At 61.0% G+C, this 26,509-nt stretch carries 25 protein-coding genes; 17 read left to right on the top strand and 8 right to left on the bottom strand.

What is annotated here, in order from left to right:
- The first annotated feature begins 141 nt into the window (after window positions 1-141).
- From SFUM_RS16620 to SFUM_RS16605, 4 genes are all read left to right on the top strand, one after another.
- Window positions 142-345, top strand: a complete 204-nt coding sequence (locus SFUM_RS16620) for a cold-shock protein (protein ID WP_011700012.1) — start codon at window positions 142-144, stop codon at window positions 343-345.
- Window positions 346-445: 100 nt separating this feature from the next.
- A complete protein-coding gene (locus tag SFUM_RS16615) occupies window positions 446-1,804 on the top strand; it encodes an acyclic terpene utilization AtuA family protein (protein ID WP_011700011.1) in 1,359 nt (452 codons plus the stop codon).
- Window positions 1,801-2,136, top strand: coding sequence for a DUF4387 domain-containing protein (locus SFUM_RS16610; RefSeq protein WP_011700010.1), 336 nt, complete (start codon window positions 1,801-1,803; stop codon window positions 2,134-2,136). The genes SFUM_RS16615 and SFUM_RS16610 overlap by 4 nt, the downstream gene beginning before the upstream one ends.
- Before the next feature lie 512 nt (window positions 2,137-2,648).
- Entirely contained in the window at window positions 2,649-3,833 is a 1,185-nt protein-coding gene (locus tag SFUM_RS16605) for an ATP-binding response regulator (RefSeq protein ID WP_011700009.1), read from the top strand.
- Window positions 3,834-3,873: 40 nt separating this feature from the next.
- On the opposite strand, the gene SFUM_RS16600 is transcribed toward SFUM_RS16605, so the two are convergent.
- The 3 genes from SFUM_RS16600 to SFUM_RS16590 all read right to left on the bottom strand — a co-directional run bounded on the left by SFUM_RS16600 (window position 3,874) and on the right by SFUM_RS16590 (window position 6,085).
- On the bottom strand, window positions 3,874-4,389 hold the full coding sequence (locus tag SFUM_RS16600) for a hypothetical protein (RefSeq protein WP_011700008.1): 516 nt from the start codon (window positions 4,387-4,389) through the stop codon (window positions 3,874-3,876).
- Window positions 4,390-4,446: 57 nt separating this feature from the next.
- On the bottom strand, window positions 4,447-5,292 hold the full coding sequence (locus tag SFUM_RS16595; protein ID WP_041440783.1) for a PAC2 family protein: 846 nt from the start codon (window positions 5,290-5,292) through the stop codon (window positions 4,447-4,449).
- A 109-nt stretch (window positions 5,293-5,401) separates the two neighbouring features.
- Complete coding sequence (locus tag SFUM_RS16590; RefSeq protein ID WP_011700006.1) at window positions 5,402-6,085, bottom strand: HAD family hydrolase; 684 nt, start codon at window positions 6,083-6,085, stop codon at window positions 5,402-5,404.
- A gap of 269 nt (window positions 6,086-6,354) precedes the next feature.
- Here SFUM_RS16590 and SFUM_RS16585 point away from each other — a divergent pair, with 269 nt between their 5' ends.
- The 7 genes from SFUM_RS16585 (at window position 6,355) to cobA (ending at window position 12,951) form a co-directional block, all read left to right on the top strand.
- Window positions 6,355-7,332 carry an aminotransferase class IV gene (locus tag SFUM_RS16585; RefSeq protein ID WP_011700005.1) on the top strand — a complete coding sequence of 326 codons (978 nt, stop codon included), beginning with the start codon at window positions 6,355-6,357 and terminating at the stop codon, window positions 7,330-7,332.
- Window positions 7,333-7,336: 4 nt separating this feature from the next.
- The gene (locus SFUM_RS16580; RefSeq protein WP_011700004.1) at window positions 7,337-7,951 is read left to right on the top strand and encodes a D-sedoheptulose-7-phosphate isomerase; all 615 of its coding nucleotides are present in this window, start codon (window positions 7,337-7,339) and stop codon (window positions 7,949-7,951) included.
- The gene (locus SFUM_RS16575) at window positions 7,948-8,916 is read left to right on the top strand and encodes a GSU2086 family protein (RefSeq protein ID WP_011700003.1); all 969 of its coding nucleotides are present in this window, start codon (window positions 7,948-7,950) and stop codon (window positions 8,914-8,916) included. The genes SFUM_RS16580 and SFUM_RS16575 overlap by 4 nt, the downstream gene beginning before the upstream one ends.
- 2 nt (window positions 8,917-8,918) lie before the next feature.
- A complete protein-coding gene (locus tag SFUM_RS16570) occupies window positions 8,919-9,338 on the top strand; it encodes a cyclophilin-like fold protein (RefSeq protein WP_011700002.1) in 420 nt (139 codons plus the stop codon).
- 397 nt (window positions 9,339-9,735) lie between these two features.
- Window positions 9,736-10,113: an FmdB family zinc ribbon protein gene (locus SFUM_RS23830; RefSeq protein ID WP_244148075.1), complete on the top strand. Its 378-nt coding sequence runs from the start codon at window positions 9,736-9,738 to the stop codon at window positions 10,111-10,113.
- 45 nt (window positions 10,114-10,158) lie between these two features.
- Entirely contained in the window at window positions 10,159-11,088 is a 930-nt protein-coding gene (hemC, locus tag SFUM_RS16560) for a hydroxymethylbilane synthase (RefSeq protein WP_011700000.1), read from the top strand.
- Between the two features lie 303 nt (window positions 11,089-11,391).
- Window positions 11,392-12,951, top strand: coding sequence for a uroporphyrinogen-III C-methyltransferase (gene cobA, locus SFUM_RS16555; RefSeq protein WP_011699999.1), 1,560 nt, complete (start codon window positions 11,392-11,394; stop codon window positions 12,949-12,951).
- Window positions 12,952-13,101: 150 nt separating this feature from the next.
- Here cobA and ltrA read toward each other — a convergent pair whose 3' ends face one another.
- Together ltrA and SFUM_RS16545 are read right to left on the bottom strand one after the other, a co-directional pair.
- Window positions 13,102-14,505 (bottom strand): group II intron reverse transcriptase/maturase, encoded by a 1,404-nt coding sequence (gene ltrA / locus SFUM_RS16550; RefSeq protein ID WP_011699998.1) that lies wholly within the window; start codon window positions 14,503-14,505, stop codon window positions 13,102-13,104.
- Window positions 14,506-15,046: 541 nt separating this feature from the next.
- Window positions 15,047-15,811 carry an MlaA family lipoprotein gene (locus SFUM_RS16545; protein WP_011699997.1) on the bottom strand — a complete coding sequence of 255 codons (765 nt, stop codon included), beginning with the start codon at window positions 15,809-15,811 and terminating at the stop codon, window positions 15,047-15,049.
- 455 nt (window positions 15,812-16,266) lie between these two features.
- Here SFUM_RS16545 and ftsH point away from each other — a divergent pair, with 455 nt between their 5' ends.
- The 4 genes from ftsH to SFUM_RS16525 all read left to right on the top strand — a co-directional run bounded on the left by ftsH (window position 16,267) and on the right by SFUM_RS16525 (window position 21,879).
- Window positions 16,267-18,210, top strand: a complete 1,944-nt coding sequence (gene ftsH, locus SFUM_RS16540) for an ATP-dependent zinc metalloprotease FtsH (protein WP_011699995.1) — start codon at window positions 16,267-16,269, stop codon at window positions 18,208-18,210.
- 489 nt (window positions 18,211-18,699) lie between these two features.
- The gene (locus SFUM_RS16535; RefSeq protein WP_011699994.1) at window positions 18,700-19,098 is read left to right on the top strand and encodes a hypothetical protein; all 399 of its coding nucleotides are present in this window, start codon (window positions 18,700-18,702) and stop codon (window positions 19,096-19,098) included.
- A 178-nt stretch (window positions 19,099-19,276) separates the two neighbouring features.
- The gene (locus SFUM_RS16530; protein WP_011699993.1) at window positions 19,277-21,190 is read left to right on the top strand and encodes a molybdopterin-dependent oxidoreductase; all 1,914 of its coding nucleotides are present in this window, start codon (window positions 19,277-19,279) and stop codon (window positions 21,188-21,190) included.
- Window positions 21,191-21,216: 26 nt separating this feature from the next.
- The gene (locus SFUM_RS16525) at window positions 21,217-21,879 is read left to right on the top strand and encodes a cupin domain-containing protein (protein WP_011699992.1); all 663 of its coding nucleotides are present in this window, start codon (window positions 21,217-21,219) and stop codon (window positions 21,877-21,879) included.
- Between the two features lie 11 nt (window positions 21,880-21,890).
- Here the strand turns inward: SFUM_RS16525 and SFUM_RS22000 are convergent, their stop codons facing one another.
- Genes SFUM_RS22000 through SFUM_RS16510 form a run of 3 tightly spaced genes read right to left on the bottom strand, consistent with a single transcriptional unit; the run spans window position 21,891 to window position 23,542 of the window.
- Window positions 21,891-22,928 (bottom strand): glycosyltransferase family 9 protein, encoded by a 1,038-nt coding sequence (locus SFUM_RS22000; RefSeq protein ID WP_011699991.1) that lies wholly within the window; start codon window positions 22,926-22,928, stop codon window positions 21,891-21,893.
- Between the two features lie 46 nt (window positions 22,929-22,974).
- Window positions 22,975-23,265: a hypothetical protein gene (locus SFUM_RS16515; protein WP_150109541.1), complete on the bottom strand. Its 291-nt coding sequence runs from the start codon at window positions 23,263-23,265 to the stop codon at window positions 22,975-22,977.
- A 31-nt stretch (window positions 23,266-23,296) separates the two neighbouring features.
- Window positions 23,297-23,542, bottom strand: coding sequence for a KH domain-containing protein (locus SFUM_RS16510; RefSeq protein ID WP_011699989.1), 246 nt, complete (start codon window positions 23,540-23,542; stop codon window positions 23,297-23,299).
- 631 nt (window positions 23,543-24,173) lie between these two features.
- Here SFUM_RS16510 and SFUM_RS16505 point away from each other — a divergent pair.
- Both SFUM_RS16505 and SFUM_RS21995 read left to right on the top strand, forming a co-directional pair.
- Complete coding sequence (locus SFUM_RS16505; protein ID WP_011699988.1) at window positions 24,174-25,739, top strand: ASKHA domain-containing protein; 1,566 nt, start codon at window positions 24,174-24,176, stop codon at window positions 25,737-25,739.
- Between the two features lie 294 nt (window positions 25,740-26,033).
- Window positions 26,034-26,402 (top strand): FtsB family cell division protein, encoded by a 369-nt coding sequence (locus SFUM_RS21995; protein ID WP_011699987.1) that lies wholly within the window; start codon window positions 26,034-26,036, stop codon window positions 26,400-26,402.
- Window positions 26,403-26,509 lie beyond the last annotated feature (107 nt).

The following is a 26,509-nucleotide window of genomic DNA, read 5'->3' as shown; positions in this document are numbered from 1 at the left end:
TCATTTTTAATTTATATGGTGAGGTTCGATACAGTGGGGTTTCTCTGAAAAATCGGTCATCTTTTCGTCGGGCGATTTAGAGAGTGCACTCAGTGACGAGCCGCAAGCATTATAACAGCAAGACAGAAAGGATTTGTCAAGATGTCGGAAGGCCGGGTAAAGTGGTTCAACGACAAAAAGGGCTACGGTTTCATCGAAACCACGGATCAGGGTGACGTATTCGTACACTACAGCGCCATTGCTGCGGAAGGCTTCCGCAGCCTCAGTGAGGGCGAACGGGTGACATTCGATGTGGAACGCGGGCCGAAGGGACCCCAGGCTGTGAATGTGAAGAAAGTCGAGTAGGTAAGGCGTCTATCGCTGAGATGCATTTTTCCGCCAGGGAATTCCCCCTGGCTTTTTTTATCCGTGAGGGTCGAGTTTCGCCCTGGCAACGGAGTCGCTCATGGCTCGCCATCCCTACCAGGTTTTGTCCCCCACCGCCATCCTCGGTTACGGTTTCCCCGAAGACTCTTTCCGCAACGGCATGGACAAGAAACCCGACCTGATCGCCGTCGACGCCGGCAGCACCGATCCCGGCCCTTATTACCTTGGATCGGGCAAGTCTTTCACGAACCGGTTGGCGGTGAAGCGCGACCTTTCCTTTATGCTGCGTGCCGCGGTCGAGGCTTCGATCCCGCTGATCATCGGCACGGCGGGAGGCAGCGGGGCGCGTCCACATGTGGAATGGACCCTGGAAATCATCGAGGAGCTGGCCAGGGAAAACGGCATTTCCTTCCGCATGGCGGTCATCCATGCCGACATTCCCCAGGCGGACGTCCTGGACGCGCTGGCGCGGGGGCGGCTGCGGCCCTTGCCTCCCGCGCCTCAAATCACGCCCGGGGAAATCCGCTCCAGCACCCGAATTGTCGCGCAGATGGGCGCGGAACCGGTCATCAGGGCGCTCTCCCTGGGTTGCAGGATCATCGTCTGCGGACGCTGCTACGATCCGGTGCCGTTCGCGGCGCCGCCGCTCCTCGAAGGCTTCGATCCCGGGCCGGCTTATCACATGGGCAAGATCCTGGAATGCGCGGCGATTGCGGCTACCCCCGGCAGCGGCCGCGATTGCGTCATGGGGCTTCTCTACGAGGATTGCTTCGAGCTCGAATCGCTCAACGCGCAAAGACGCTTCACCCGCATTTCCACGGCCGCCCACACGCTCTACGAAAAATCCGATCCCTACTCGCTTCCCGGCCCGGGCGGGATGCTTGATTTGAGGAACACCCGTTTCGTCGCTCTGGAAAACGGCAGGGTGCGCGTTTCCGGCAGCCGTTTCATCCCCGCGCCCACTTACTCCGTCAAGCTCGAAGGCGTGAAACCGGTGGGATTTCGAACCATTTCCATAGCCGGAATCAGGGACCCCGTCCTCATCGGCCAGATCGAGCCGGTCCTGGATTCGATTTGCACCGAGGTCGAGCAGGGGTTCGGAGGGGCAGGCAGACTTCTGTTCCACCGGTACGGCCAAAACGCCGTGATGGGGGCGCTGGAGCCCGAAAAGAACGTTAAGCCCCATGAAGTGGGTTTGGTGATCGAGGCCGTCGCTCCCGACCAGGAACAGGCCAACGCCCTCTGTGCCTACGCCCGCAGCACGCTGCTCCACTACGGGTATCCCGACCGCATATCCACCGCCGGGAACCTCGCCCTTCTCTATAGCCCTTCCGACATCTCGTGCGGCGAGGTCTTCGAATTCAACATCTATCACCTCATGGAAACCGATGACCCCTCGGCTCCATTTCCCATCGAGGTGCGCGAGGTGGGTCGATGAGAACCGTTCCCCTCACGGAGCTAGCGGCGGTCATTCGGAGCAAGAATGCCGGCCCTTACGAGCTGACCCTGGACATCATATTCAAGAGAGAAGCGGATTACCTGTTCCTCAAAGAAGCTGGATTCTTCACCAGGGAATTGTTCGCCCGGCTCTATGGAATCGCGCCGGACCAGGTCCTCAACGTGGTCTATTTCGACCCCGCTGCCGCGGTCAAAGCGACTCTGGTGAGGCCTCTCGTGTCGGGAGCGCTCGGAGACACCGACATCTACGGTGCTCAACAGCATGCCCCCCTTCTGGCCCTTCAAGTGCCTTCGCCCGGTAGCGGGTCCTGAACCTGCCCGGAGCAACGGATTTTCCACCACCGGCATCATCGAAATTGGCGATGTCCCCCCCAGATTGCTCTTGCCCATCGCAGAAGGGAGAGGCATTATGTATTGATTGCGCTTCTCCTTCCGGAGTGACGGATGAGACGCAAGTTCGGTTATGTGAATCGTACTGCCGCATTCCAATTCCTCCTGACATGTCCCTCGACCTCCCCTGCCCCCGGCCTGGCCCGACGCAGGCTTGTGCGGCGATGTGCGCTTGAGGATTGACGGTATTATGTTTTGTCTTGCTTGGCGTTGAAAGATCGGATATCGGCTCTTTTCCAATACTGGTTTGCGATTCAAGGACGCCGATTCCCCGCAACCTCGGCATAACCTTCGCGGCGTCGCCCGGGGCCGATGCCGTCCTCGCGCAGGGGAAGGCGGGGGGAAGAGCTTGCCTGTAACTCCCGAGCGTCCGCGTCAGGCAGTCTGCGATGTGATTCAAACGTGTGTTGACACGACTTTCGGGATGGCATGAGATGAACAGGAAAACAAAAATCCTTGTGGTTGACGACGAACCGGAGATGTTGTCCCTGACCAGTTGGATTCTCGATTCGGCCGGCTACGAGGTTTTTGAGGCATCCACCGCGGCGGAATGCCTCGAGTCCGTGCATGAGCATCGTCCCGACCTGGTCCTCCTCGATGTCGTCCTTCCCGACCTCAGCGGCCTTGAGGTTTGTCGAAGAATCAAGGGGGACCCCGACCTCGGGAGGACCTTCGTGGTCCTCATGTCCGGCAGCCTGGTGTCGCCCTCGCAGCAGGCCCTGGGCTTGGACATGGGTGGAGACGGTTACATTGCGCGGCCGGTGGCCAGTGCGGAACTGCTGGCAAGAGTGCAGTCGCTGGTTCGCATCAAACGAGTGGAAGACGCACTCCAGAACGCATATTCTCAGCTGGAGAAACGGGTTGAGGAGCGGACCGCCGAATTGGCGGAAGCCAACGAGCAGCTGCAGTCGGAGATCGAAGAACGTAAACGGACCGAGCAGAAGCTGCGAAGATCGGAAAGTCAGCTTCGATTTCTGTCTTCCCAGCTCATCCGGACCCAGGAAGAGGAGCGGAAAAGAATCGCGCTCGAGGTCCACGACAGCATCGGTTCCACGCTTACGGCCATCAAGTTTTCCCTTGAGCACATCGTGTCCGAAGCCAAGGATGCTCCGGCCGTTTGTGAAGCGCTCAAAACGCCCATTTCATTCACTCAGATCGCCATCGAAGAATCCCGCAAGATCATGAACGACCTGCGTCCCGCCGTGCTCGACGATTTAGGGATCTCCGCCACGGTCGGGTGGTTTTGCAGGCAGTTCCAGAGCATCCATCCCGCGATTCGAATCGAACGCAGGGTTGAAGCCAACGAGGAAGAAATACCCGAGCCCTTGAAAATCGTCGTGTTCAGGATCATGCAGGAGGCTTTTCACAACATTTCCAAGCACAGCCGGGCCGATTTGGTCAGGGTTTCCTTGACCGTGAAAGGCGGTGCCCTGAGGTTGACCATCGAGGACAACGGGGTCGGTTTCAATGTGAAGGCTTTGCGACGCAAGGAAGGGCAAATAAGGAGGCTCGGGCTCACCAGCATGAAAGAGCGCACGGAACTCTCCGGCGGGTCTTTCACTCTCAAGTCCCGAACGGGCGGGGGCACGACGGTCGAAGCTTTCTGGCCGAAAGTTTAGGGCGTACCCGTCCGTTTCCACCCGTTTGCGATCGGCGTCCTCACCTCTCCTGTTTCCTGGATGGACATCCACGCAGTTGATGGGCCATGATTTCCCGGACGCGGGAATCGATGTCCTCCTCCCAGGCTGAGGCTTCACCGCCGTCCAGATCGAAATCGAGGCTCGTGGGGCTGTGCACGGAGAGCAAGCCGAGCCCGGCGGCAAGCGCATCACGGACCCACGCGGCCCAGCATGCACGAGCCTCTTCCTCTCCGGCGATCAATTCTTCGAGGGTCACCCGGAAGGACAACCCGCGAAGGTCCAGGTCCCGGTTGATCTCCTCCACGAGCTCCCGGTCGAGTTCGGGGCGGCGCTCCTTGACGGCCTGTGTCACGATTTCCAGGTAGAGGAGAAAAGGCTCCAGCGTGACAAGCCCGGGATGGCAGACCGCGCACCGCTCACGGTCATGCTCGACGGCCGCGTTTTCGGCGAAGCGATTCTGTCGGGCAATTTCCTTGAAGTGCTCAATCGTTTGATCGAACAGTGCCTTTTGCCCGGAACTCATTGCCTCCTTCATTTCGCAATCCCTTAAGAACGGCTCTGCCGGATCCCTGCGGATATTGCGAACACCCCGTCACTCATCGGGATGATCGCCCCGCTTTCTCAAAAACTCTGCCAACCGCACGACTTTCGACGACCGGGGATGGTCTTCATCGGTCCGCTCCCGCTTCACGGCTTCGAAGAGCTTCCTGAACTCCTGGTCCTCGGTGATCAGCGCCTCGATTTCCTGCTCCCTCTTTGCCCAGCCTTCGGCCAGGGCGGAGGTGTCGATCCCGACCCCGATGAGGCCGCCGAGAACCGACAACAGGTTCGCGACGATCATTTCATGAGGCCCTCGCAGATAAAAGGGGAAGTGCGCCCAGACGCACGAGCATGAGACGTCGAGCGTCCTTGCCGTTTCCATGAAGGCGGAATGGACCGCCGCCGGCCCGTCGTACTCGATCCGCCTGCAGCCAAGCGCCCGCAGCCGGTTGAAGGCGGTGGTATCCTGCACCACGCTCGAAATCACGATTTCCTCGTGGGAAACATGGTCGTAGACACATCCGAGCAGGGTGACTTCGACACACCCCCACTTCTTGAGCAGCTGAAGAATCTCGCTGCTGAATGTCCTCCAGTTGCCGGAGGGTTCGGGGCCGAAACCCAGCACCAACGCGGGGGCGGAAGGCACGCTGCACACGGAGAGGGTGTAGGAAGGCCAATCGAGCTGTTTGATTTGACCGTGACGAATGCTGACCTGCGGCCGCATGGTCTGGGTGGACCAGCACCCGTCCATGTCGCAGACGGCGGCCGGTTCGTGTGCGAGCGACCGGCGGAGCTCGACAAAGGCGAGCTCGACCGTTTTGCCCGCGTCCGGCCAGCCCGAGAAACTCAAAAGAGCTTTGGGAGCGACGATCCCCTCTTGGAGAATTCGAATTTCCATATTCCGACATCTTTCAGGCGCAGGAATCGCCAAGATCGCATGCACACGGGAATGCCGAGCCGGAGAACACGATGCCGTCGGCGGTGACCCCATCCATCCCGATGCGCGCTCAGATCAGTCCCTGCCCTTCGAGGACCGCCATGAGCTCCCGGCAGTCCGGAGCCGTCCAGCGGGCGCCGCTGCGCATCAACTCCTCCCGTGTGGTGTGGCCGCTGGACACGCCCGCCGTAAGGACCCCGGCTCTGTGGCCGGTCTGGATATCCAGAGGATGGTCACCGATCATGAGCGCGGTCCCGGCGGCTCCACCGATTCTGCGGAGGGCACGCAGCAGATGGTCGGGATCGGGCTTCACCCGCGGAACGTGTTCGCGGGCCAGAAGAGCCGAGCAGTGCTCCTCGAGGTCGGGAAACACCATGCGCACCGCTTTTTCGCAGTTTCTCGTGATCACGGCCACGCGGATGCGCTTCATCCGCAGGGTACCGAGAACCCCGCGCGTGAAATCGAATAGGCATCCTCCGCGGGCAGCCTCGAGCTCCATCTCCTCGATGAGTGCGAGGCACCTCCGCCTGAGCACGTCCGCCGAGTCGCGATCCCTCGAGGCGAGGTCCTCGGCAAGCGTTTCGATCCATTCGAGGACGGGAATCCGAGTGTCCGGCGGGGCCGTCCGGACGTATTCCCGTGCCAATTCACCGATCCGGCTCTTCATTTCACCGAAATTGAGCCGCAACTCAGCGAGGGTGCCGTCAAAATCGAACACCATGGATTCGATTCTGGGGGGGAAGGTGTCGTTCATGATTCGCCTCTGGAATCCTTTTCCCTGGAATCCTTTTCCCTTGCAGAAGCGGACCCTCTCTATTATGTTTGACAGCGCCGCCCTCCGGGGTTCTTGAAGAGTGTAGACCCTTGGTCGAGATTGGACAAGCCATAGTTGCACGAAACACTCGAAAAGACGGCCGGCAGCGGATGCCGCGACGGGCAGGAGGGGGCTTTTCCGAGGTGCGTCCGTGGCGCAGGCTGCAACCCTTTTCCAGGTTCACCGCAGGAACCGATCTTGGAGCGACCATGTCAATTCGAAGACTGAGTTTCGATGAGGTGATCGATCGTCTGTTGTTGCTCAAAGAGCCGTTTCACAAGGACTATCTGGCGATGTATTCGAGTTGGTATGGTGGGATCATCACCGATCCGGCATTGATGATGGTCCCCGTGGACGATCACATGGTACACAGGGGAGACGGGATATTCGAGGCATTCAAATGCGTGAACTGGAAAGTGTACGGTCTCCATCGTCACCTGGCAAGGCTGGAGCGGTCCGCCAAGGCATCGATGCTGGACCTGCCGATGAGCAGGATTCAACTGGAGGAGATCGTGCTGTGTACGATTGCTGCGGCCAGTGAACCGGATAGCCTGGTCAAACTGCTCGTGTCCAGAGGTCCCGGCGGTCTGTCGGCCAATCCTTACGAATGTCCGGCCAGGCAGGTCTACGTGATCGTCTCCAGGCTCAACCTTCCACCCGAGGAAAAATACCTTGAGGGGGTAAAGCTCATCTCAAGCAATGTCCCGATCAAGCAGGAGTACCTGGCAAACATAAAGAGCTGCAACTACTTGCCCAACGCTCTCATGAAAAAGGAATCCGAAGACGCCGGCGCGGATTTTGCCGTCTCCATCGACGATCGCGGTTTCCTGGGGGAAGGGCCGACGGAGAACATCGGAATCATCACGAAGAAACGGGAATTCCTGGTGCCGCGGTTTCACCGCGTCCTCAGGGGCACCACCATCACGCGCGTGATGGAGCTGGCCCAGCCGATGGTTGCCTCGGGCGAGTTGAGCGACGTGAGGGAAGCCGACATCACCGTCGAACAAGCCCACGAGGCGGCGGAAATCATCATGTTCGGCACCACCTTCGACGTATTGTCCGTCGTCGACTTCGACGGACGGCAGGTGGGAGAAGGAAAGCCGGGGCCGATCTATCGGGTGTTTCGCGAGATTCTGAACCGGGACATCCGGGAATGTCGCGAGATGCTCACGCCCGTCAAGGAATAACGGCATGAACACAGACATGCGCGAGCGCATGAAAGCCATTGCGGAGCGGGCTTTCCTCGAATCCATCGAAGCCAAGCGGAACCTCTGTCGGGAGGGCACGGAACTCCTCGTGGACATGGCCGCGCTGCTGGCCGGAGCTTTTCGGGAAAACCGCCGCCTGTTCATCTTCGGAAACGGGGGCAGCGCCGCCGACGCCCAGCACCTGGCCGCCGAGTTCGTCAACCGGTTTCAGCTGGAGCGCCCGCCGCTTCCGGCCCTCGCTCTGACCGTGGATTCTTCGGTCATGACGAGCATCGGAAACGACTTCCGGTTCGACGACATTTTTGCCAGGCAGCTCCAGGCTCTGGCTCAACCTGGCGACGTCGCGTTCGGGATCAGCACGAGCGGCCGCTCCCCCAATGTGGTTGCAGCTCTGCGTTGGGCGCGCGAGCACCGCGTCCGGACCATCGGGTTTTGCGGACGGGCCCGATCCGACATGGACCCCCATTGCGATCTGGCGCTCCACGTTCCGGCCGCTCTCACGGCCCGTATTCAGGAATGCCACATCACCGCGGGCCACATCCTTTGCGGACTCGTGGAGGAAATGCTGTTCGGGCGGGGCACGGAGAGCAACCCATGACGGCACGTTCTTCCGACTGGAAGCCGCTGGACTTCGAAGGGCTGAAGACGGGCAGCCTCAAAGATCGACCGAGCAAGGTCGCATTTGATGATTTCGGCAGGGCCTGGATACCCGGTGAATCGTTTGCCGCCTTCCTGGACAAGCTGCCGCGCATCCTTGCATCCGAGCAGCTCAGGCTGGCCGCGGCCGCCTTCGCCACGGCGGTCGAGGCGGGACGTACGGTGATCCTGGGCATGGGCGCCCATCCCATCAAGGTGGGGTTGAACCCCATCCTGGTGGACGCAATCGAGCGCGGATTGCTGTCGGGCCTGGCCCTGAACGGCGCCGGCATCATCCATGACGTCGAAGTGGCTTTGGCCGGCAAGACCTCCGAAGACGTCGCCGCGCACCTGGACGGAGGAACCTTCGGAACCGCCCGTGAAACGGCTGAATTCATCCACGGCGCCGTCGCATCGGCATACCGGAAAGGCTCTGTCGGTCTGGGAAAAGCGGTGGGGCTCCGGCTTATCGAGGAAAACGTCCCCTACGCACGGCTGAGCGTACTGGCCGCGGCGGCCCGACGCGGTATCCCCGTAACCGTGCACGTGGCGGTGGGAACGGACATCATCCATATGCACCCGGCCATGGACGGGGCGGCCACGGGCGCTTTGAGCCACCTGGACTTCAAGCTCTTCTGCCGCCTGGTCACCACCTTGAAAGAAGGCGTGTTCATCAATCTGGGATCGGCGGTGATCCTGCCGGAAGTCTTTCTGAAAGCCGTCAGCGTGGCGCGCAATATGGGCTTTCCACTGGAAGGCATCACGACCATCAACATGGATTTCCAGCGTCAGTACCGTACCCAGGCAAACGTGGTGGAACGCCCGACGATGAGAACGGGCAAGGGAATCGTCCTGATCGGCCATCACGAAATCATGCTCCCCCTGTTGATTGCGGCGGTGCTGGAACGCTTGTCCAAGGAGTCATGACCGTGGCGAAACGCATTCGCATTCAAGCGGGCTCGATGTCCGTGTCCGCCGAATTGACGGATTCGGCTACGGGCCGAGCGGTCTTTGCGGCATTGCCCATCCGGGCCGAAGCCCGCACCTGGGGCGATGAGATCTACTTCGGCATCCCCGTGAGTCAGCCTCTGGACGAGTCCGCGGCGGAAGTCGTGGATGTCGGCGACCTGGGTTTCTGGCCGACCGGGAAGGCCTTCTGCATCTTCTTCGGTCCGACCCCAATGAGCCGCGGCAGTGAAATCCGCCCCGCCGGCGCGGTCAACGTCATCGGGAAGGTCCTGGACGATCCGCGGGTATTCAAGGCCGTGCGCGACGGTGATCCCGTAATCCTGGAAGCCGACGTCCAGCGGGACTTCCCGGAAATCCAAAGAAGCGGGAGCCAGGGGTGACTTCCGGACGATTCCCGGATATCCCGCCGACACGATCGCTGCACGCTCGATCATGACGCGGAACCCGAAAGCCCGGGGCTCTCGCAGCCCGGGCGGCATGTACCGGCAAACGCTCCGCGCAAAGGAATGCGCCGGGGAGACGCCCTGCTCGAAGCAAATCTTCATGATGCCTGCCTCATCCACGGAACATCGAAAAACGGTGCGTTCGAGGCGGCTCTCGTGACTACCGCGGCGATTTCCCTGCGACCCGGTGTGCGTCGCGTCCCGGGAGACGGTATTGCCTCGTCTTTCGTCGGTGCGAAATTGGCCTGAGGCATTGGATAACCGTTCGGAAGGTATTATAATTGGTGCTCGGCTGAGATGTCCTTTTCCCCGACGCGCGGCTGGAGCGAGCCCCGTGGAGGGGGACGCGGCCGGGCGCGCCGCGGAGCGGAAGTCGGCGGACGAACGTTGCCGAAGCTCCCGCTCCAATGCCGGGCACAGTTGCCTGGCCCTGGGGGGCGCGGTACATTCGTCCTTTGTAACCCTGCTGGAGGGAGAAATGCCCATTTTCGAGTACCAGTGCTGTAAGTGCGGGGAGGAGTTCGAAACCCTGGTGTTCAGGAGCGATGAACCGGTGAGCTGTCCGAAGTGCGACTGTGCCGAGGTCCGGAAGATGATGTCCGTGTGCGGATTCAAGAGCGGGGGAGACAAAGGGGCGGCCGGCAGCCGGATGGGAACGGGCGCGTCATCGTGCGCCGGTTGTGCCGGGGGGTCCTGCAGCACATGCCATTGATGATATTCGAGAGTCGCCGGGGCTTCATGCCCCTGAGAGGGTGCATTGACTGATCGAGTGATTCGTATAGGAACCCGGGGCAGCATGCTTGCTCTCAAGCAGAGCGGAAACGTCAAGGCCGCCATGGAAGCGCTGTGGCCCGGTCTTCGGGTTGAGTTGCAGGTCGTTAGGACGACCGGCGACAAGATTCTTGATGTACCGTTGGCCAAGGTGGGCGGCAAGGGTTTGTTCGTCAAGGAAATCGAAGATGCGCTCCTGGCGCGCACGGTGGATCTGGCCGTTCACAGCATGAAGGACGTGCCCGCGATCCTGCCCGAGGGGCTCGAAATCGGGGCGATTCCCAAACGCGAGGACCCGCGGGACGTTATCGTGACCCGAACCGGGAAAGGAATCGCGGATTTGCCCATGGGAGGCCGAGTCGGCACCAGCAGCCTGAGGCGGGCTTCCCAAATCCGCAAGCTGCGTCCCGACATCGAGATAGCGAATCTGAGGGGAAACATCGAAACCAGGCTTCGGAAGCTGACGGAAGGGGCATTCGATGCCATCATCCTTGCAGCGGCCGGGTTGCATCGGATGGGATGGCAGAACCGCGTCACCTCCTACCTCGACCCCGCCGATTTTCTGCCCGCCATCGGCCAGGGAGCCATCGGGATCGAGCTCCGCTGCGACGACGGGGAGGTGCGGGAGCTTTTGGCCCCGCTGCACGACCCGGATACCCACGTCGCGGTGGAAGCGGAGCGGAGCCTCCTGAGAACGCTCGAGGGGGGGTGCCAGGTGCCCATCGGAGGACACGCGCATCTCGTCGACGGCACGCTTACGCTCTCCGGCATGGTGGCATCCATCGACGGCGAGGAACTGTTCCGCGCTTCCCGGGCGGGTTCTCCGGCGCAAGCCCGGAAGATTGGCCGCGACGTCGGGATGGAGCTCCTGGATTCCGGCGCCAGGCGTATCCTGGAGGAGATTTACCGCGCCTGAGAACAGCGGCACCACCGCCCAGGAGCTCGAATCGAACGCGGAAATCCCGTTGATACCAGGTTGCATTCAAGTTCGTGGGACTGGGCGGGAGGGCATAAAGCCCTCCCCCTTGTATGTCCACGACTGACCGGCACATCGGTCCGTACGCGCGGGGTTTATCCCCGACCGCGTCGCCTCCCGCCGGGCAGGTGCTGTGTGATCTTGAGCGCACCTCGGTATGAAATGTCCTTTCTCCGGTTTCGTTGCACTCGAGACAACGAGATCAGCCGAGTCGAATCTTAACGCAACCGAGGAAGAAGAATCGTGTCCAAAGGCAAAGCCTACCTGGTTGGAGCGGGTCCCGGCGATCCCGGGCTGTTGACCCTTCGCGGCCGTGAAGTCCTGGAGAAAGCCGAAGTGGTCATCTATGACTACCTTGCGAACGAGGAGTTCCTGAAATACGCTCCCCCCGATGCCGAGAAGATCTATGTGGGCAAGAAAGGCGGCGACCATACCCTGAGCCAGGACGGCATCAATGCGCTGCTGGTCGCCAAGGCGCGCGACCGGGTGGTGGTCCGCCTCAAAGGCGGAGACCCCTTCGTGTTCGGACGTGGTGGAGAGGAAGCTCAAGTCCTGGTCGAGGCGGGTATCCCGTTCGAGGTGGTGCCCGGCGTAACGGCCGCCGTCTCGGTGCCGGCCTATGCGGGCATCCCCCTTTCCCATCGAGACCACACGGCGAGCATGGCCTTCGTCACCGGCCATGAACGGGAGGACAAAGGCGATTCCAAAATCGCCTGGGACAAGCTTGCCACCGGTGTCGGCACCCTGGTGTTTTTCATGGGCGTGAAGAACTTGCCGGAAATCTGCCGAAGTCTGATCGCGCACGGCAGACCGGCACGGACGCCGGTGGCCGTCATTCGCTGGGGAACGACACCCGACCAGCAGACGGTGACCGGAACACTCGAAAACATTGTGGAAAGGGTCCGGGAAGCTCAGCTCAAACCGCCGGCGATCACCGTCGTGGGCGACGTGGTGAATCTGCGCGGCGAGCTGAACTGGTTCGAGAATCGTCCACTGTTCGGCAGGCGCATCGTGGTGACCCGTGCACGCGAACAGGCGAGCGATTTCAAAGGCATGTTGACCGAACTGGGCGCACACTGTATCGAGTTTCCGACCATCGCCATCGAACCGCCTCCATCCTGGCGGGAGCTCGATGAAGCCATCCGGCGGCTGGCATCCTATGACTGGGCGATTTTCACCAGCGTGAACGGCGTCCGGTTTTTCATGGAAAGGCTGCGGGCACTGGGGCTGGACGTTCGCGAACTGAAGGGTGTCCGTCTGGCGGCCATCGGCCCGAAGACGGCTGAAGCTCTGGAGAAAACGGGCCTGAGAGTCGATCTCGTGCCCTCGGAATACCGTGCGGAATCCATTCTCGATTCGCTCGGCGACGCGGACTTGCGAGAGCGTCGCTTTCTGATCCCGCGGGCTATGGTCGCCCGGGATATCCTTCCGGAAACGCTCCGTGCCAAAGGCGCTTTGGTCGAGGTGGTGCCGGCCTATCGGACCGTCATCCCGAGGGAGCGCGGCCCGGAAATTGCCGAACGCTTCCGGAAGGCCGAAATTCATTGCCTCACCTTCACCTCCTCGTCCACCGTCTCCAATTTCTTCAGTCTCTTTGACCGGGGCGAGATTCTGCCGCTCCTCGAAGGGGTCGCAATCGCCTGCATCGGACCGGTCACCGCGCAGACCGCCGTGAAACACGGCCTGAAAGTCCACATCATGCCCGCCGAATACACCATTCCAGGGCTGGCGAACGCCATTTGCTCGCATTTCGAGGCAAAGAGACCGGAAAAGCCGGTCCCGGGCGAAGACCCGGTTGACTGAAACAATTTTGCATTCAAGATGAGCGCACTGGGTGGGAGGGCACAAAGCCTTCCCCTTGTCTACATCTGACGGGCACACCATCGGGTAGGAGGGGAAGTCGCCTTCCCCGTCCTCCCACACCACCGTGCGTACGGTTCCGTACACGGCGGTTCATGAAGTACATTGAAGTCTTCGTAGCTGACTTAGCAGTGACACGAGTCCAAGTCGTTCAAAGAAGCGTTTGGGGAAACATTGGTTCATGTGTGAGGCTCCGGAGTTCCACCAGGGGCCTCTCTGATTCTTGGCTGATCGCCAAGCCCTCTCTTCCCCCAAACCGCACTTCATCATGTTCTTTGCCCGAGTGTAGGTCCTTTTCCACTGTCGCCAGATGATGCACCGAAACTTGCGGCGTATCCATTCATCGAGCTCCTCGAAATTTCCCTTCACCTCGGACAGCCGGAAATAGTTCACCCAACCTCGTAAAACAGGTGTCAGCTCTTCGATAACGCGGCGGATATTGCGTCCTCGGCCCATCCGAAACTGTTCCCTTAGCTTCGCTTTCATGCGATCCACCACGGCGGGGGCCACTCTCAGCCTTGGCCGTTTATGGAACGTCATGCTGTAGCCCAGGAACTTGCGGACCCACGGACGCGCTACCGCGCTCTTGTCCACGTTGACCTTGAGCTTCAGTCTGTTGGCAAGAAACCGGGTGAGACTTTCCAGTACCCTTTGCCCTGCGCGCCTTGACTTTACATAGATGTTGCAGTCGTCAGCGTACCGACAAAACGCATGGCCCCTTTGCTCCAGTTCTTTATCCAAGTCATCAAGCAAGATGTTGGAAAGAAGTGGTGAGAGTGGTCCCCCCTGTGGGGTTCCCTCCGTTCGGGGCGATACGACACCTCCGACCATCGACCCTGCCTGAAGATAGCGACGGATGAGTTGAAGAACTCTCCTATCCGCTATTTTGCGGGCGAGCCGCGCCATCAGGATATCGTGATTGACGCGGTCAAAGAACTTCTCCAGGTCCATGTCCACGACCCACCGCCGGTCTGTTGCGGCATATTCCCGTGCTCTGAGCACGGCCTGGTGCGCACTGCGACCGGGTCGGAATCCGTAGCTCGACTCGGAAAAGTCCGGGTCGAAGATGGGTTGCATTACCTGATTGAGCGCCTGCTGTATGAGCCGGTCCATCACCGTTGGAATGCCCAATTGTCGCATTCCCTTCCCGCCCGGCTTGGGTATTTCCACCTTTCGCACGGGTTGCGGTTGGTACCTGCCCTCAAGCAGTTCTTCCTTGATGCGCGGCCAGTGTTCACGAAGGCAGGCTCTGAGGGCATCAACGCTTACTCCGTCCACGCCCGCCGAACCTTTATTCGCCTCCACCTGGCGAAGCGCTCCAAACATGTTCTCGCGTTCGACCACCGCCTCCATCAACTGCATTGTCCTCTGGCGGGAGTCATCTCTCCTTGCCGCGAGGCTTGACGCACAAGCAACGGGTCCTTGCGGATTCCCTCCGCTCCCCCCCGAAGATGTGCCGGGCGTCCCAGTCCGGCTGTCCGCGTCTCCATTCCTCATCGAAATTCAAGGCTCCCGTCACACACTTCACGTTCGGGCCTTCAGTCCGGTCGAAGGACCTACTATGCCCTCTGCTGACTTCTGTCGACCCTTCCCGCCGCCTCTCGACAGCGGTAGCACAAGGCAGATCGACAGACCTCCCCGGGTAATGCGCACCCACCTTCACGCTTATGCCCGCCGCATTTACGCCCACGCCTTCCGTACAGGTATCGGACTTTGAAGATATTGGCCCTCTCATCCGGCATGACCGCCTCATATGCGGTTCCTATTCGTCGAGCCAGCGCTTTGCCTGCGGCTTCCTTCAGATTCCACCTCGCGATGGACACCCTTGCCGTCCGGCTAACAGTTCCCCCTGTCGGGCCTGTAGAGGACTTGCACCTCCAAGTGAACGCGCCCTGCCGGGCGCACCAAAAGAAAAGGGCGGGGATCATCCCGCCCTTCTTTCATGCACCTTCGTTCGCGGCATCACCCTGCCGCGGCAACCCCGTCCCACAGCGCCATCGACGCCGCGGGCCGCCAAAGCCCGGCGCCGCGGGGCACACTACTTCGCCATCTCCTCCGCACGATACTGCGTGTAAGCCTCGCGCATGGAGATGTAGGGATCGAGGGCCGATTTCTTGAAATCCTCGTACTCGCCTATCCTCAACGACATGCTGTTGACCGTTTTCCCGGCCTTCACCCCTGCGCTCACAGGCGTGCTCGCCAGCCAGAACACAGGGTTCATGACCGAATCGACACCGAGTCCGACGGTATCCCGAACATTGGATGGCCCAAAAACGGGCAGCACGATGTAGAACCCCGATCCGGCGCCCCAGGCACCCAGTGTCTGGCCGAAGTCCTCATCGCGCACGACGAGTCCGAAATCACGGGCGGCGATGTCCCACATTCCGGCGAATCCGAGGGTCGAGTTGACGGCAAAGCGGCCGGCTTCCGTACCGGCATATTGGAACTTGCCCTGAAGGACATTGTTGATGAACCGAACGGGAAACATGAAGTTGGTAAAGGCATTGCGCACACAGATTCTGAACCCTTCCGGAAAGTACCAGCTATAGACGGTGGCGGTCGGCTTCATGACCCAGAAATAGAGGCGGTCGTTGAGCTTGAATATGCCTCGGTTCAGTTTCTCCAAGGGATCGGAGATCGGCTCGGCCGCGGGTGCAGCACGTTCCTCATTGTTTCCCGCCCCGGCTGCAAATGCAACCCCTTGCACGCGCCGGGCGCCGGCCCCGGACCCAAGATCTGCAAGTACGGGCGCGAGAAGCAACAGTACTGCAAAAATGCTCACTACTCTAAGCACTCGTTCCATCCAAATGCCTCCCTTCATGTCAAGACCCGGAATCGGACGACATACTAATTCTTATAATCGGTAAATACAAAGAAAAAATCACACAAATGACATGACAACGTGGCCTTGCACCGCGACGGCCATACACCTGTACCTTACTCCCTCCGCCCCGGAGGACCGAAACGAGCCGGAAATGGTTTTCACTTTAGTCACTTTTTTCCATTTGTCCCGAGATGCATTGCATACTTGCTGGACTGTAATATATTTTAAATGGTACCGAGCCGCATGTTGGAGCCGGTTCGCCTCCTCGCCGCGGGTCTTCTCCGGGAAAAGCGTCGGAATTGAAAATGCGTCCTGCACGGAACGGCAGCTCGGGATGCGGCCGTTCCCGTTGCGACGTCCAAGGGTGGCTTCGGAGCGGGGATATCCGGGCAAGCGGGTTGAACCCGTCGAGACACAGTCTCAAGGAGCGGCACATGGCAAGGAAGAGTGACGAAGATACCAACCCGATGGACAAGTTCATGGACAGACTCAGAGGCTCCCCTGGTGACGGAGGTCCCGGCCGCCCCGACCCTTCGCAAAGGAAGGTGCATTTCTCGATCTGGTATTTCATTCTGGCATTGTTACTGATCGTGTGGATGCAGACATACATGGGGGAACAGCAGAGCGAGAAGATAAGCTATTCCGAATTCAAGCAACGGGTCCACGACGGGAACGTCCAGAACCTTGTCATCGAGCATGACCGGATTACGGGCACCATGAAGGAGAACGACGGCCCCGGCCGGCGGTTCAACACTATCCGGGTGGAGGATCCCGAGCTGGTGAAGCAGCTCGAGGCGAAAAACATCAGGTTCAGCGGCGACGTGCAGAACCCATGGTTGGGCCTCATCACCTGGTGGCTGCTGCCGTTCGCGATCATGATCTTCTTCTGGAGCTTCCTCATGCGGCGCATGGGAGGCGGCCCCCAGGGGGTGCTTTCGGTGGGAAAGGCGCGGGTCAAGATATTTGCGGAAAAGGAAATCACGATCACTTTTGACGACGTCGCGGGAATCGATGAAGCCAAGGGAGAGCTCGAAGAGATCGTTCAGTTCCTTAAAGACCCCGGTAAGTTCCAGCGTCTCGGCGGCCGCATCCCCAAGGGCGTGCTACTGGTGGGTGCCCCCGGTACGGGAAAGACCCTGTTGGCTAAGGCGGTGGCGGGGGAGGCGGGTGTCCCCTTTTTCAGCATGAGCGGTTCTGAATTCGTCGAGATGTTCGTGGGTGTCGGAGCGGCCCGGGTGAGAGATCTTTTCGGGCAGGCCAAGGACCATGCGCCGTGCATCATTTTCATCGATGAGCTCGATGCCCTGGGAAAGGCCAGGGGGCTCAACCCCATCGGCGGCCACGACGAACGCGAACAGACATTGAACCAGCTCCTGGTGGAAATGGACGGGTTCGATCCGAGGTCGGGGGTGATCATCATGGCTGCCACCAACCGGCCGGAGATCCTCGATCCGGCCCTGTTGCGCCCGGGTCGCTTCGACCGGCACGTCGCCATCGACAAACCGGACATCAGGGGGCGTGAAGCGATCCTCAGAGTACACGTCAAGGAAGTGAAGCTCGGCTCCGAAGTCGACCTCAAGAAGATCGCCGGGATGACCCCCGGTTTCGTCGGCGCCGACCTGGCCAACCTGGTGAATGAAGCCGCCCTGGTAGCGGCCAGGCGAGACCGGGACGAAGTCACCATGGCCGACTTCCAGGAAGCCGCCGACCGGATCATCGGCGGCCTCGAAAAGAAGAACCGGGCCATGAATCCAAAGGAAAAAGAGATCGTCGCCTACCACGAAGCCGGCCACGCCCTCGTGGCCATGCTCCTTCCCAACGTGGACCCGGTCAACAAGGTCTCCATCATTCCCCGCGGCATCGCCGCTCTCGGGTATACGCAGCAGCTTCCCACCGAAGACCGTTACCTGATGACCCGCAACGAGCTGCTGGATCGCCTGCAGGTTCTGCTCGGAGGCCGGGTTTCGGAGGAAATCATCTTCGGGGACGTGTCCACCGGGGCACAGAACGATCTGCAGCGGGCAACCGACATTGCGCGCAGCATGGTCATGGAATACGGGATGAGCGAACGCCTGGGGCCTTTGACCTATACTCGCGATCCGCGTTCCGCCCACCTGGACCTGGGGCTGGGGTCGCGTGAACGGGACTACAGCGAAATGATCGCCCAGGAAATCGATGAAGAAATCACCCGGATCGTGGAAGACGCTCATGAAAAGGTACGCGCCACACTGAAACGGGAACGCGGATGCCTCGAGAAACTGGCCAAAATCCTCCTGGAAAAGGAGTCCATCGACGGCGAGGAGCTGAAGCAATTCTGCCAGGAGGTGAAATCCCACATCGCCCGGGATCCCGTGCAGGTTGAGGGAGGGGCGGCATAGCCCGGCAAGGTCCGCCCCGGACCCTTACGGCCGAAGGGTTGCCCGGACGGATTTTGGCTCCATGCCGGTTCGCGGTCAAGATGACAGGATGAAAGATCATCGGAAGCCGATGCGGACGGCAACCGACCTCGTCCCGTGTGCGACACGCGCGCTTTCGGGGCGGGGCCTTGCTCACCCGCCCATCTCAACCGTCGTGAACTCAATTGCCCATGGCGCCCGTTTCACCCCCCGAAGGATGTCTCCCGGGAGACCGTCTGTTGCCCGAGCCGGTATCAAAGGGGCACCGGTACATCAGCCGAACCGGCGATCCGCACGAGTGGCAGTCCCGCCCCCGACCCGGCCGTCCGCCGACGGAATTCCCATACCGTCCGGGGGAACGTCGGCGGAGCCGCGGTGGAATCCGGCATTGCGATCGTTGGCAAGGTGGACGAGTCTCCTGCAATGCGTTACCTTTGTACGACGATTCTCGATCCTGAAGGTTGAAACGCGATGAAACCCGGCGCCGGCGATGCAAATCGCACAACAATCCAATGGAGCCGTCTCGAAGACGAATTCGAACGATTCGAATCCGACCCGCAGGACTGTTCGCTCGACTGCAGGCTCTTCGTGCGGTCCCTTTCGGCCCCCGTGCCGGGATTCGTCGAGAGGTTGCTGAAAAGAAGAATTTCGCGGGAAGAGTCACGGGAAGAGGCGATCCGGGCGCTGTACTGTTTCCTTCTGCAGAAGCGCTACGATGAGCGGCTGAACCTCCTGCACTTCGCCTTCTACATTTTTGACGAACAGACCTGCCTGCCGGCTGAGATCATCGACCGGACGCCGTTCCCTCACGAGGACGGCACTCCGAAATTCAGGCACATCAACGATCCGGGGTTCGATATCGAATCATGAGACCTTCAGGCGTCCAGGACAAAGGCAAAGGCGGAGCCCACGCGCGCGAAATGGAGCGCGGCGCGGGAGGAATCCCTGCCACGTCCCCGGCGGTCCGGCCGTTTGAGGGCGCCGCGCGCGATCGGGCCCGGGGCGTGTCGAACAGCCGCGCCATGAATGGAAGCCAGGGGAACCGGCCGTGAAAACCGTCACCGCATGCACCCTGGACTGCCCCGATTCGTGTTCGCTCGTCGTCGAGACATCGCCGAACGGGAAAACGACGCTCAGGGGCAATCCCGACCATCCCGTCACCGCCGGGTTCGTTTGCCGGAAGGCGAGGAATTTCGTGAAGCGGCTGCGCAGCCCGTATCGCATCACGTCTCCGCTGCTGCGCAGGGGCGGCGAGTGGCTTCGCCTCGGATGGGATGAGGCACTGGATCTTTGCGCACGAAAGATCGGGGAATACCGCCGGGAGCCTCAATCGATCCTGCACGTTCACGGAGAAGGCGCCAAGGGTGTTCTGAAGCAGGCGAGCAAGCTGTTCTTCGCCCTGCTGGGTTCGAGCCGCGTCAAGGGATCGCTGTGCGATTCGGCGGGCTATGTCGCCTATGTGGCCGATTTCGGTTCCCGGGACAACAACTCGGTGACCGACCTTCTCAACGCCCGGGCGATCGTGAACTGGGGCCGTGACCTTTCCCGCAGCTCCGTGCACACGGCAGCCGTGGTGGAGCGCGCCCGCCGGGGCGGCACCCGCGTTCTGACGGTTTCCCCCGGCGGCATGAGCAACGCCTCCGCCTCGGACATCACGGTGCGGATCAGGCCCGGGACGGACCGGTTCCTGGCCGCGGCCGTGATCCGCCGATTGATCGAGCGGGAACGTATCGGCGAGGAGCTCCTCACCCACACCAAAGGATGGGAAGATTTCCGCGAGTTGGTCCTGGCCCGTGATCCGGCCGGGCTGGCCGCCGCCTGTGAAGTGAACGACGAAGACATCGAGCGAATCTATTCCTTCTACGCCGATGGGGGACCCGTCGCGACGATTGTCGGAACCGGATTGCAGCGATATCTCCACGGTGGCGAGAACGTGCGGTTCATCAACGCGCTCGCCGTCCTTTCAGGCAATATGGGCCGCTCGGGGGGAGGCAGTCACTACCACCTTCATTCCCTGCACAGCGTGGACTTCGGCTGGGCAAAAGGGCCGGCCGAATCCTCGCGCCGTACGCTGGTCTACCCGACCATCGGACGGAACATCCTGGAAGCGTCGGCCCCTCCCGTCAGGATGCTCTGGGTGAACGGGTCGAACTTCGTGAACCAGGCGCCCGATTCCCTGCAAACCGTCCGCGCCCTCGAAAAGATCAAGTTCAAAGTCGTGGTCGACGCCTTCATGACGGACACCGCCCGGCATGCGGACCTTGTCCTGCCCTGTGCCCTCATCCTGGAGCAGGAAGACATTGTGGCCTCCTACCTGCACGATTTCGTGCATCACGTGAAGAAGGTGTTCGACCCTCCCGGGGAGGCCCGCACCGATTACGAAATCCTCTCCGAGCTGGGCCGGCGGCTCGACCCGCCGATCCTGCTGCCGGACCCGCAAACGTGCTTCCGAGCGGCTCTCGACCGCCCGAACATTGAGGGCACGCTCGAGGAGTTGCGCGCGAAGTGTTTCATCGAGGCGAAGCGGCCCGCCGTGGCCTACCCCGGCATGGTCTTCGCCCATTCGGACGGCAAATGCCGCTTCCCGCCGGAGCTCCACCCGGAACCGCCCCCGCCCGAGGGTTATCCGCTGCGCCTGCTGACCCTGATTCGCGGAGACAGCATTCATTCGCAGATCCCGCAGGAAGACCAGGCCGCCCGGCCCACGGTGTGGATCGCCCCCGAGAATCCGTTCGCGGAGTCGGGGGAACGCCTCGAGAATGCATGGGTGGTTTCCCCCCTGGGACGACTGCGCGTGGAGGTGAGGCTGATGGCGGGGTTGCACCCGGCGGTGGTGTTGTATCGCCGTGGAGACTGGATGAGCGCCGGCGGCGGAGCGAATCGGCTCATCGCCGCGGGGCTGACCGATATGGGGAGTGGTGCCCCATTCTACGAACAATACGTACGACTGGAAACCGAATAGACGAACGGATCGCCAAGGAGGAACCGATGAATCCCGTGAACCGGACTATGCCCTCGGAAATTCAGGATTTCTACGATCGTTGCACGACGGGTCTCGCCAACCAGGACGACACGCAGGCCTGCATCAGCTTCGTCAAGGCCGAGTTGCCGCGGCTCCTGCTGAACAAAGCCCTTTTCGTGGGCCTGATGGAAAATATCGTGAACCGGCAGGGCTACCCCGACGCCAAGCGCCCCACCGTGTTCGACAACGAAATCCCCCTTTTCGTTCATCCCGACGGGCTCTTCTCGTTGCGTTTGTACCTCTGGGGGCCGGAAGAATTCACCTACCCCCACGACCACAATTCATGGGGTGTCCTCGGGGCCGTGTCGCCCGGCTTCGAAGTGATCAATTATCGCAGGGAGGACGACGGCTCGCGGGAGGGGTTCGCCCGGTTGAGTGAATCGGAGCGATTTCTGCTCGGTGCCGGCGAGACCTGCCACACGCTGCCGTTCGACGACGGCATCCACATCACGGGAAATCCCGACGACTCGGCGGTGCTCTCCCTCAATTTTTACGGGCGGGTCCTGCCGCGCGGATACCTCTACCGGTTCAACATTCATAAACAGCGCGCCTACAGGGTATATCCGCCCCGACGCAAGAAGGAGATACTCGCGGGGCAGGCATTGGAGTTTCTAAGGCGGGGGCTCTGACGGCGGCGGGGTCAGCAACGGGCCGGCAGGAACTCCTCCAGGGACGATTTGATGGTTTCCGAAGGCGTCTCGACGGATGAAGGCGGCCAGAGCAGGTTTGTGGCTGGATCCCACGAGGCCCGAACGACCCGGACATTGGCACCCGCAGGGGCCCAGACTCGCGGGTCGGTGGGACCGAAGATCACCGCGGCGGGAATGGACGTCGCCGCGGCAAGATGGCTGACCCCGGAATCGTTTCCCACGTAGAGGCGGCATCCTGAAAGCAGGGCGGCCAGTCGGGGAAGGCTCAAGCCTTCCACCAGCCGGACCCCGATCCGCCGCGCCGCGCTCGCAAAAGGATACAGGTGCTCGTCGGCCGGTCCCAGGATCATGAGAACCGGTACGCCCTTCTCCTTTCGCATCCATTCGAGCAGCCCCCACCACCTTGCAAGAGGCCAGACTTTTGCCCTGCCTCCACTGCCGGGATGCACCGCGACCGGTTTGCCGCCCGCGCAGGCGGCACCGCCGGGCGTGCCTCCGTGCCCCGGGCCGCCGGTCCCTTCGTCAAGCCAATGGGCGACGTGGCCTCGGTCCTCCGGTGAGGGGGAGATGCATGCGGCCGCGTCTTGAACCTCCCAACCCAACGCACGCACCTGGTCGGCGACGAACCGCGATGCGTGGAGCGCGACGCCCGGTCCCGGGAAAGACTGCAGCCAGTGCACGGAAGCGGACGTCCTGCGTCCCAGGCGATCGGCCACGGCTCGGCTGCTTTCCTGCCCGAAAAAGAAAATCTCGTGAGCGTTGGTGAAAAAGGAAGGAGGGACCGCCCGCCTCCACTGTTCCGCATCGAAAAAAGGCAGAAGCTCCGGGCCGCCGGCGGGGTGAAACCCGTCGACGTACGGTTTGTCTTCGATGAGCCGGAAGTGCTCCGTTCGAGTCCAAAGACCCATCCGAATGTCGGGACTGCAACGGTGCAGACCTTCGAGAACGCCGAGCACCAGGAGAAAATCCCCCAGCGCCCCCTGGTGAACGACGACGATCCTGTTCAAGCGGGGATTTTGCGTCGGCAACCTTGCGCCTCGTTCCATGAAAGCCGTTGCGGGAAGGGAGGAAGTGCTAGGACCCGGAGCCGCCCTCTTTCGTATCGGTCCGCGAGAGCTTCTGGTTGGACCAGCGCTTCAGAAAATGGCCCACTTTCGACACCACGGGAGGAGGCTTCAGAACGCCTTCCGTTCGCAGCGCCTGCTGAAGACAGGACCGGAGCAGCTTGCAGTCCCGGCATGCGGCCTGCGGCTGGATGATGCCGCTCTCGTCCCTGGGACACACATTCTCCGGCCTGCCGAAACACGCTGGAGGCCCCTCCTGCTCGCAATCGCCCGTCGAAGGGTTCTGTTCCATCGCACTCATGTGTATTCTTCGGCCCTTCACACGGCTCCCGCTACTCCAGGATCTCCAAGACCGCACGCTTGTGAAGTTTGGTGGCTGCCGCGTTCATGATGGTCCGGAGGGCGTGGGCATTACGCCCTTCCTTGCCGATGATCTTCCCCAGGTCCACTTTTGCGGCTCTGAGCTCGATCACTGAAATCTGGTGGCCCGTAATCTCTCTGACAATCACTTCTTCAGGATATTCTGCAAGAGCCCGAGCAATCACTTCAACCAGTTCTTTGATTTGAATGTCGTCCATAACTTCCCTGTTCCAATGGTCCAAACGCGGTTCACGACAATCACCGAGCGACGGCATACCTGACCGTCGCTTCAGCCTGAGGCCTAAAAGCCTGATGCAAGATTCCCGGTTGTGCGGCAGCGAATCAAAGGCAACAAACAATCTCGAGTTCCACGGGGCAGACGGTCTTGATGAGAGCTTGAGGAGTCAATCCAGGAAGTTCATACCCTTACGTGCCAAAGAATCGTCCCTTGTTTGTTGTCCGCCCAACACTACTGTAAAGAGACCGAACATGTCAAGCTTCAGGATAACTTGTTCCGGTCAATGCAAATGCTGCCCTGGATGGCTTCGTTGGGGGGTGGGAGCCACCATCGACCCGAGACACATCACCGCGCAGTCGGCACGACCCGCTTCGGAAACCGGGGGGACGGAGTCCGGGCAGCGAACGGACGGCTTCCGACGAACCCGCCGGCTGCCTGCCGCCCGCCGACTCCGCAAACTGGTTTCGAGTCGGCCTCCAAATTGATATTACAGTAAAACAATGAAATTGTAACAAGAAGAGTGCGAAAAGGAATGAAAAAAGTCGCCGCTTGTATTACATGAAGTGGGACAACGCTCGTCGGACACTCGCGAGGAAAGGCACAGGAGGACAATGCAGCCGTCACAGTCCCCGGGGCCGCCGCATGCGCCCCTGGTTGAAGTGCTTCAACTGGAGCTTGCCCCACCATCTCTGGCAGACAATACCGCGGACCTCGACCGCCTCCTGAGGGCATTGCGCCGGCAAGGATTCGAGCCGATTCAGGTCCGGCTTGCCGACGCCGACGAATTCGCGGCCCGAATTCGCGGGGAGAATTTTCACGTCACCGTCCTTGTGGGCTTCTTCGGTTCTCACTGGGAGATCGTCGATATCCTTCCCGGAAGTTCCTCTCCAACTCCGCTCGGACTTGCCATCGATCTGGGCAGCTCCACCATCGGCCTGTTCTTTATCGATCTCGCCGACCGCAAGACCGTGGCCGGGACTTCCATTCCCAACCCGCAGGCCGAGTACGGGGAGGACATCCTTTCGCGGCTCCTGTTCGCCCGAGCCAGGGGCAATCGCAAGATCCTGCAGCGCATCGTCATCGGCGGCATCAACCGGGCGATCCGGGAAACCCTGGAGAACCTGGGGCGTTCTCTTTCGGATTTGTGCGCCGTGACGGTTGCGGGCAATACCGTGATGAGTCATTTTTTCCTGGGGCTTGACCCGGCGAATCTATTCAAGGAACCTTACATCCCCGCGGTAAATCATTTCCCCACGTTCCGCGGCAAGGATTCGACCCTTGCCATGCACCCTCGCGGCCCGGTATACGTTTTCCCCAATGCCGGCTCCTACCTGGGGGGCGACCTGATCGCCGGGGTCCTTGCCTGCGGGATGCACAGAACGGAAGAAATCAGCCTGCTGGCGGACGTGGGAACCAACGCGGAAGTGGTTCTGGGCAACCGAGAATGGCTGGTCGCCTGCGCCGGCGCCGCGGGACCGGCCCTCGAAGGCGGAGCACTCGAACGTGGCATGCCGGCCGCGCCCGGCGCCATCGACCGGGTCCGCATCGACCCCGCCACGTTCGAACCGGACTTCCACGTCCTGGGCGATGTGAAGCCCTCGGGTATCTGCGGTTCCGGGGTGATCGACCTCATCGCCGAGATGTTCCGGGCTCGCCTCCTGACCCGGCAGGGCAAGCTGAGCTCGCCGCCGGGGTGCAGGCGCGTCGTCCACACCGAGGACGGCCCCGCATACGTTCTCGCCGACCCCGACCGGACCGCCGACGAAAAGGAGTTGCTCATCACTGAAACCGACGTCGAGGTTTTTCTCAAGTCCAAGGCGGCGATGTACGCCATGCTCAACGTCGCCGTCAAGAAGGTCGGCATCCGATTCGATGACGTCAGGCACTTCTATGTGGCCGGGGCGTTCGGGGAATCCATCGACCCGGCCATGGCCGTGCGCATCGGCATGATCCCCGATCTGCCCATGGAGACCTTCCACAGGATGGGAAACACGGCCGCGGCCGGGGCCGCCATGTTGCTGGTCGACCGCGACCTCCTGAAGGATATGGAAAAGGCGTGCGGCCGGATCACCTACGTGGAATTGAACGTGAACGCGGAATTCATGGATGAGTTCAGGAGCGCGCTCTTTTTGCCTCACACGAGCCGCCGGTTGTTCCCTTCGGTGAACGTGCCGTAACGCGGGTTGCGTTCAAGATCACGCAACACCTGCCCGGCAGGAGGCGACGCGGGCGGGGATAAACCTCGCCCCCAGCACCAACCGATGTGCCGCTCGGATGCAGCAAGGGAGGGCCTTGTGCCCTCCCGACGGAGTTGAACGCACCTCGGTATAAGATTACCTAGAAAATAGATTCCCGGGTGAGTCTGTTTTCATGCTTCGCGGGTGTCGGAGGGGGCATGGATAATTGCGGGAAAAGGCCGGGCCTTCCGGAAGGTCCGTGGATCGAACACCAAGCACCGAGGTGCGGATGACATGAACCGGAAAACGCCGGATACGCCTCACAAATCGGAAGGCGGGCTCCTGTCCCTTTTCAAGGGCGTCCAGCTGCTCCGCTTCCTGGTGGTGATCCTTCTGGTCGCGAACCTGATCCTGCTCTACGCCATTTTCTTTTCCGCCCAGGGGATTCAAGGCTACCGTCGACACGAAGAGCAGGTCCGGGAGCTGGAAGCCAAGATCCTCAAGCTGAAAAGAGAGAACCAGAAGCTCTTCGACAAGATCGTGAGCTTCAAGAACGACCCGCAGGCTCAGGAGCGACTCGTGCGCCAGGAACTGGGCTGGGTCCGGGAGGGTGAGCTCATGATCGAGTTCGGACCGCCCGACGTCGCCGGCCCCAGGAAGTGAGGCGGCGGACTGCCTCCGCCGAGAATGTTCTTGACGCTGTTTAAAGGAATATGATAGCAAATATGGTTTGCCGAACCAGGCTCCTTGCTCCAATCAAGAACGAGAGT

Origin of the sequence: Syntrophobacter fumaroxidans MPOB, assembly GCF_000014965.1 — a bacterium.
Classification (GTDB): domain Bacteria; phylum Desulfobacterota; class Syntrophobacteria; order Syntrophobacterales; family Syntrophobacteraceae; genus Syntrophobacter; species Syntrophobacter fumaroxidans.
The sequence above is the reverse complement of the archived record's forward strand: the minus strand, read 5'-3'. Positions and strand labels throughout refer to the sequence as shown.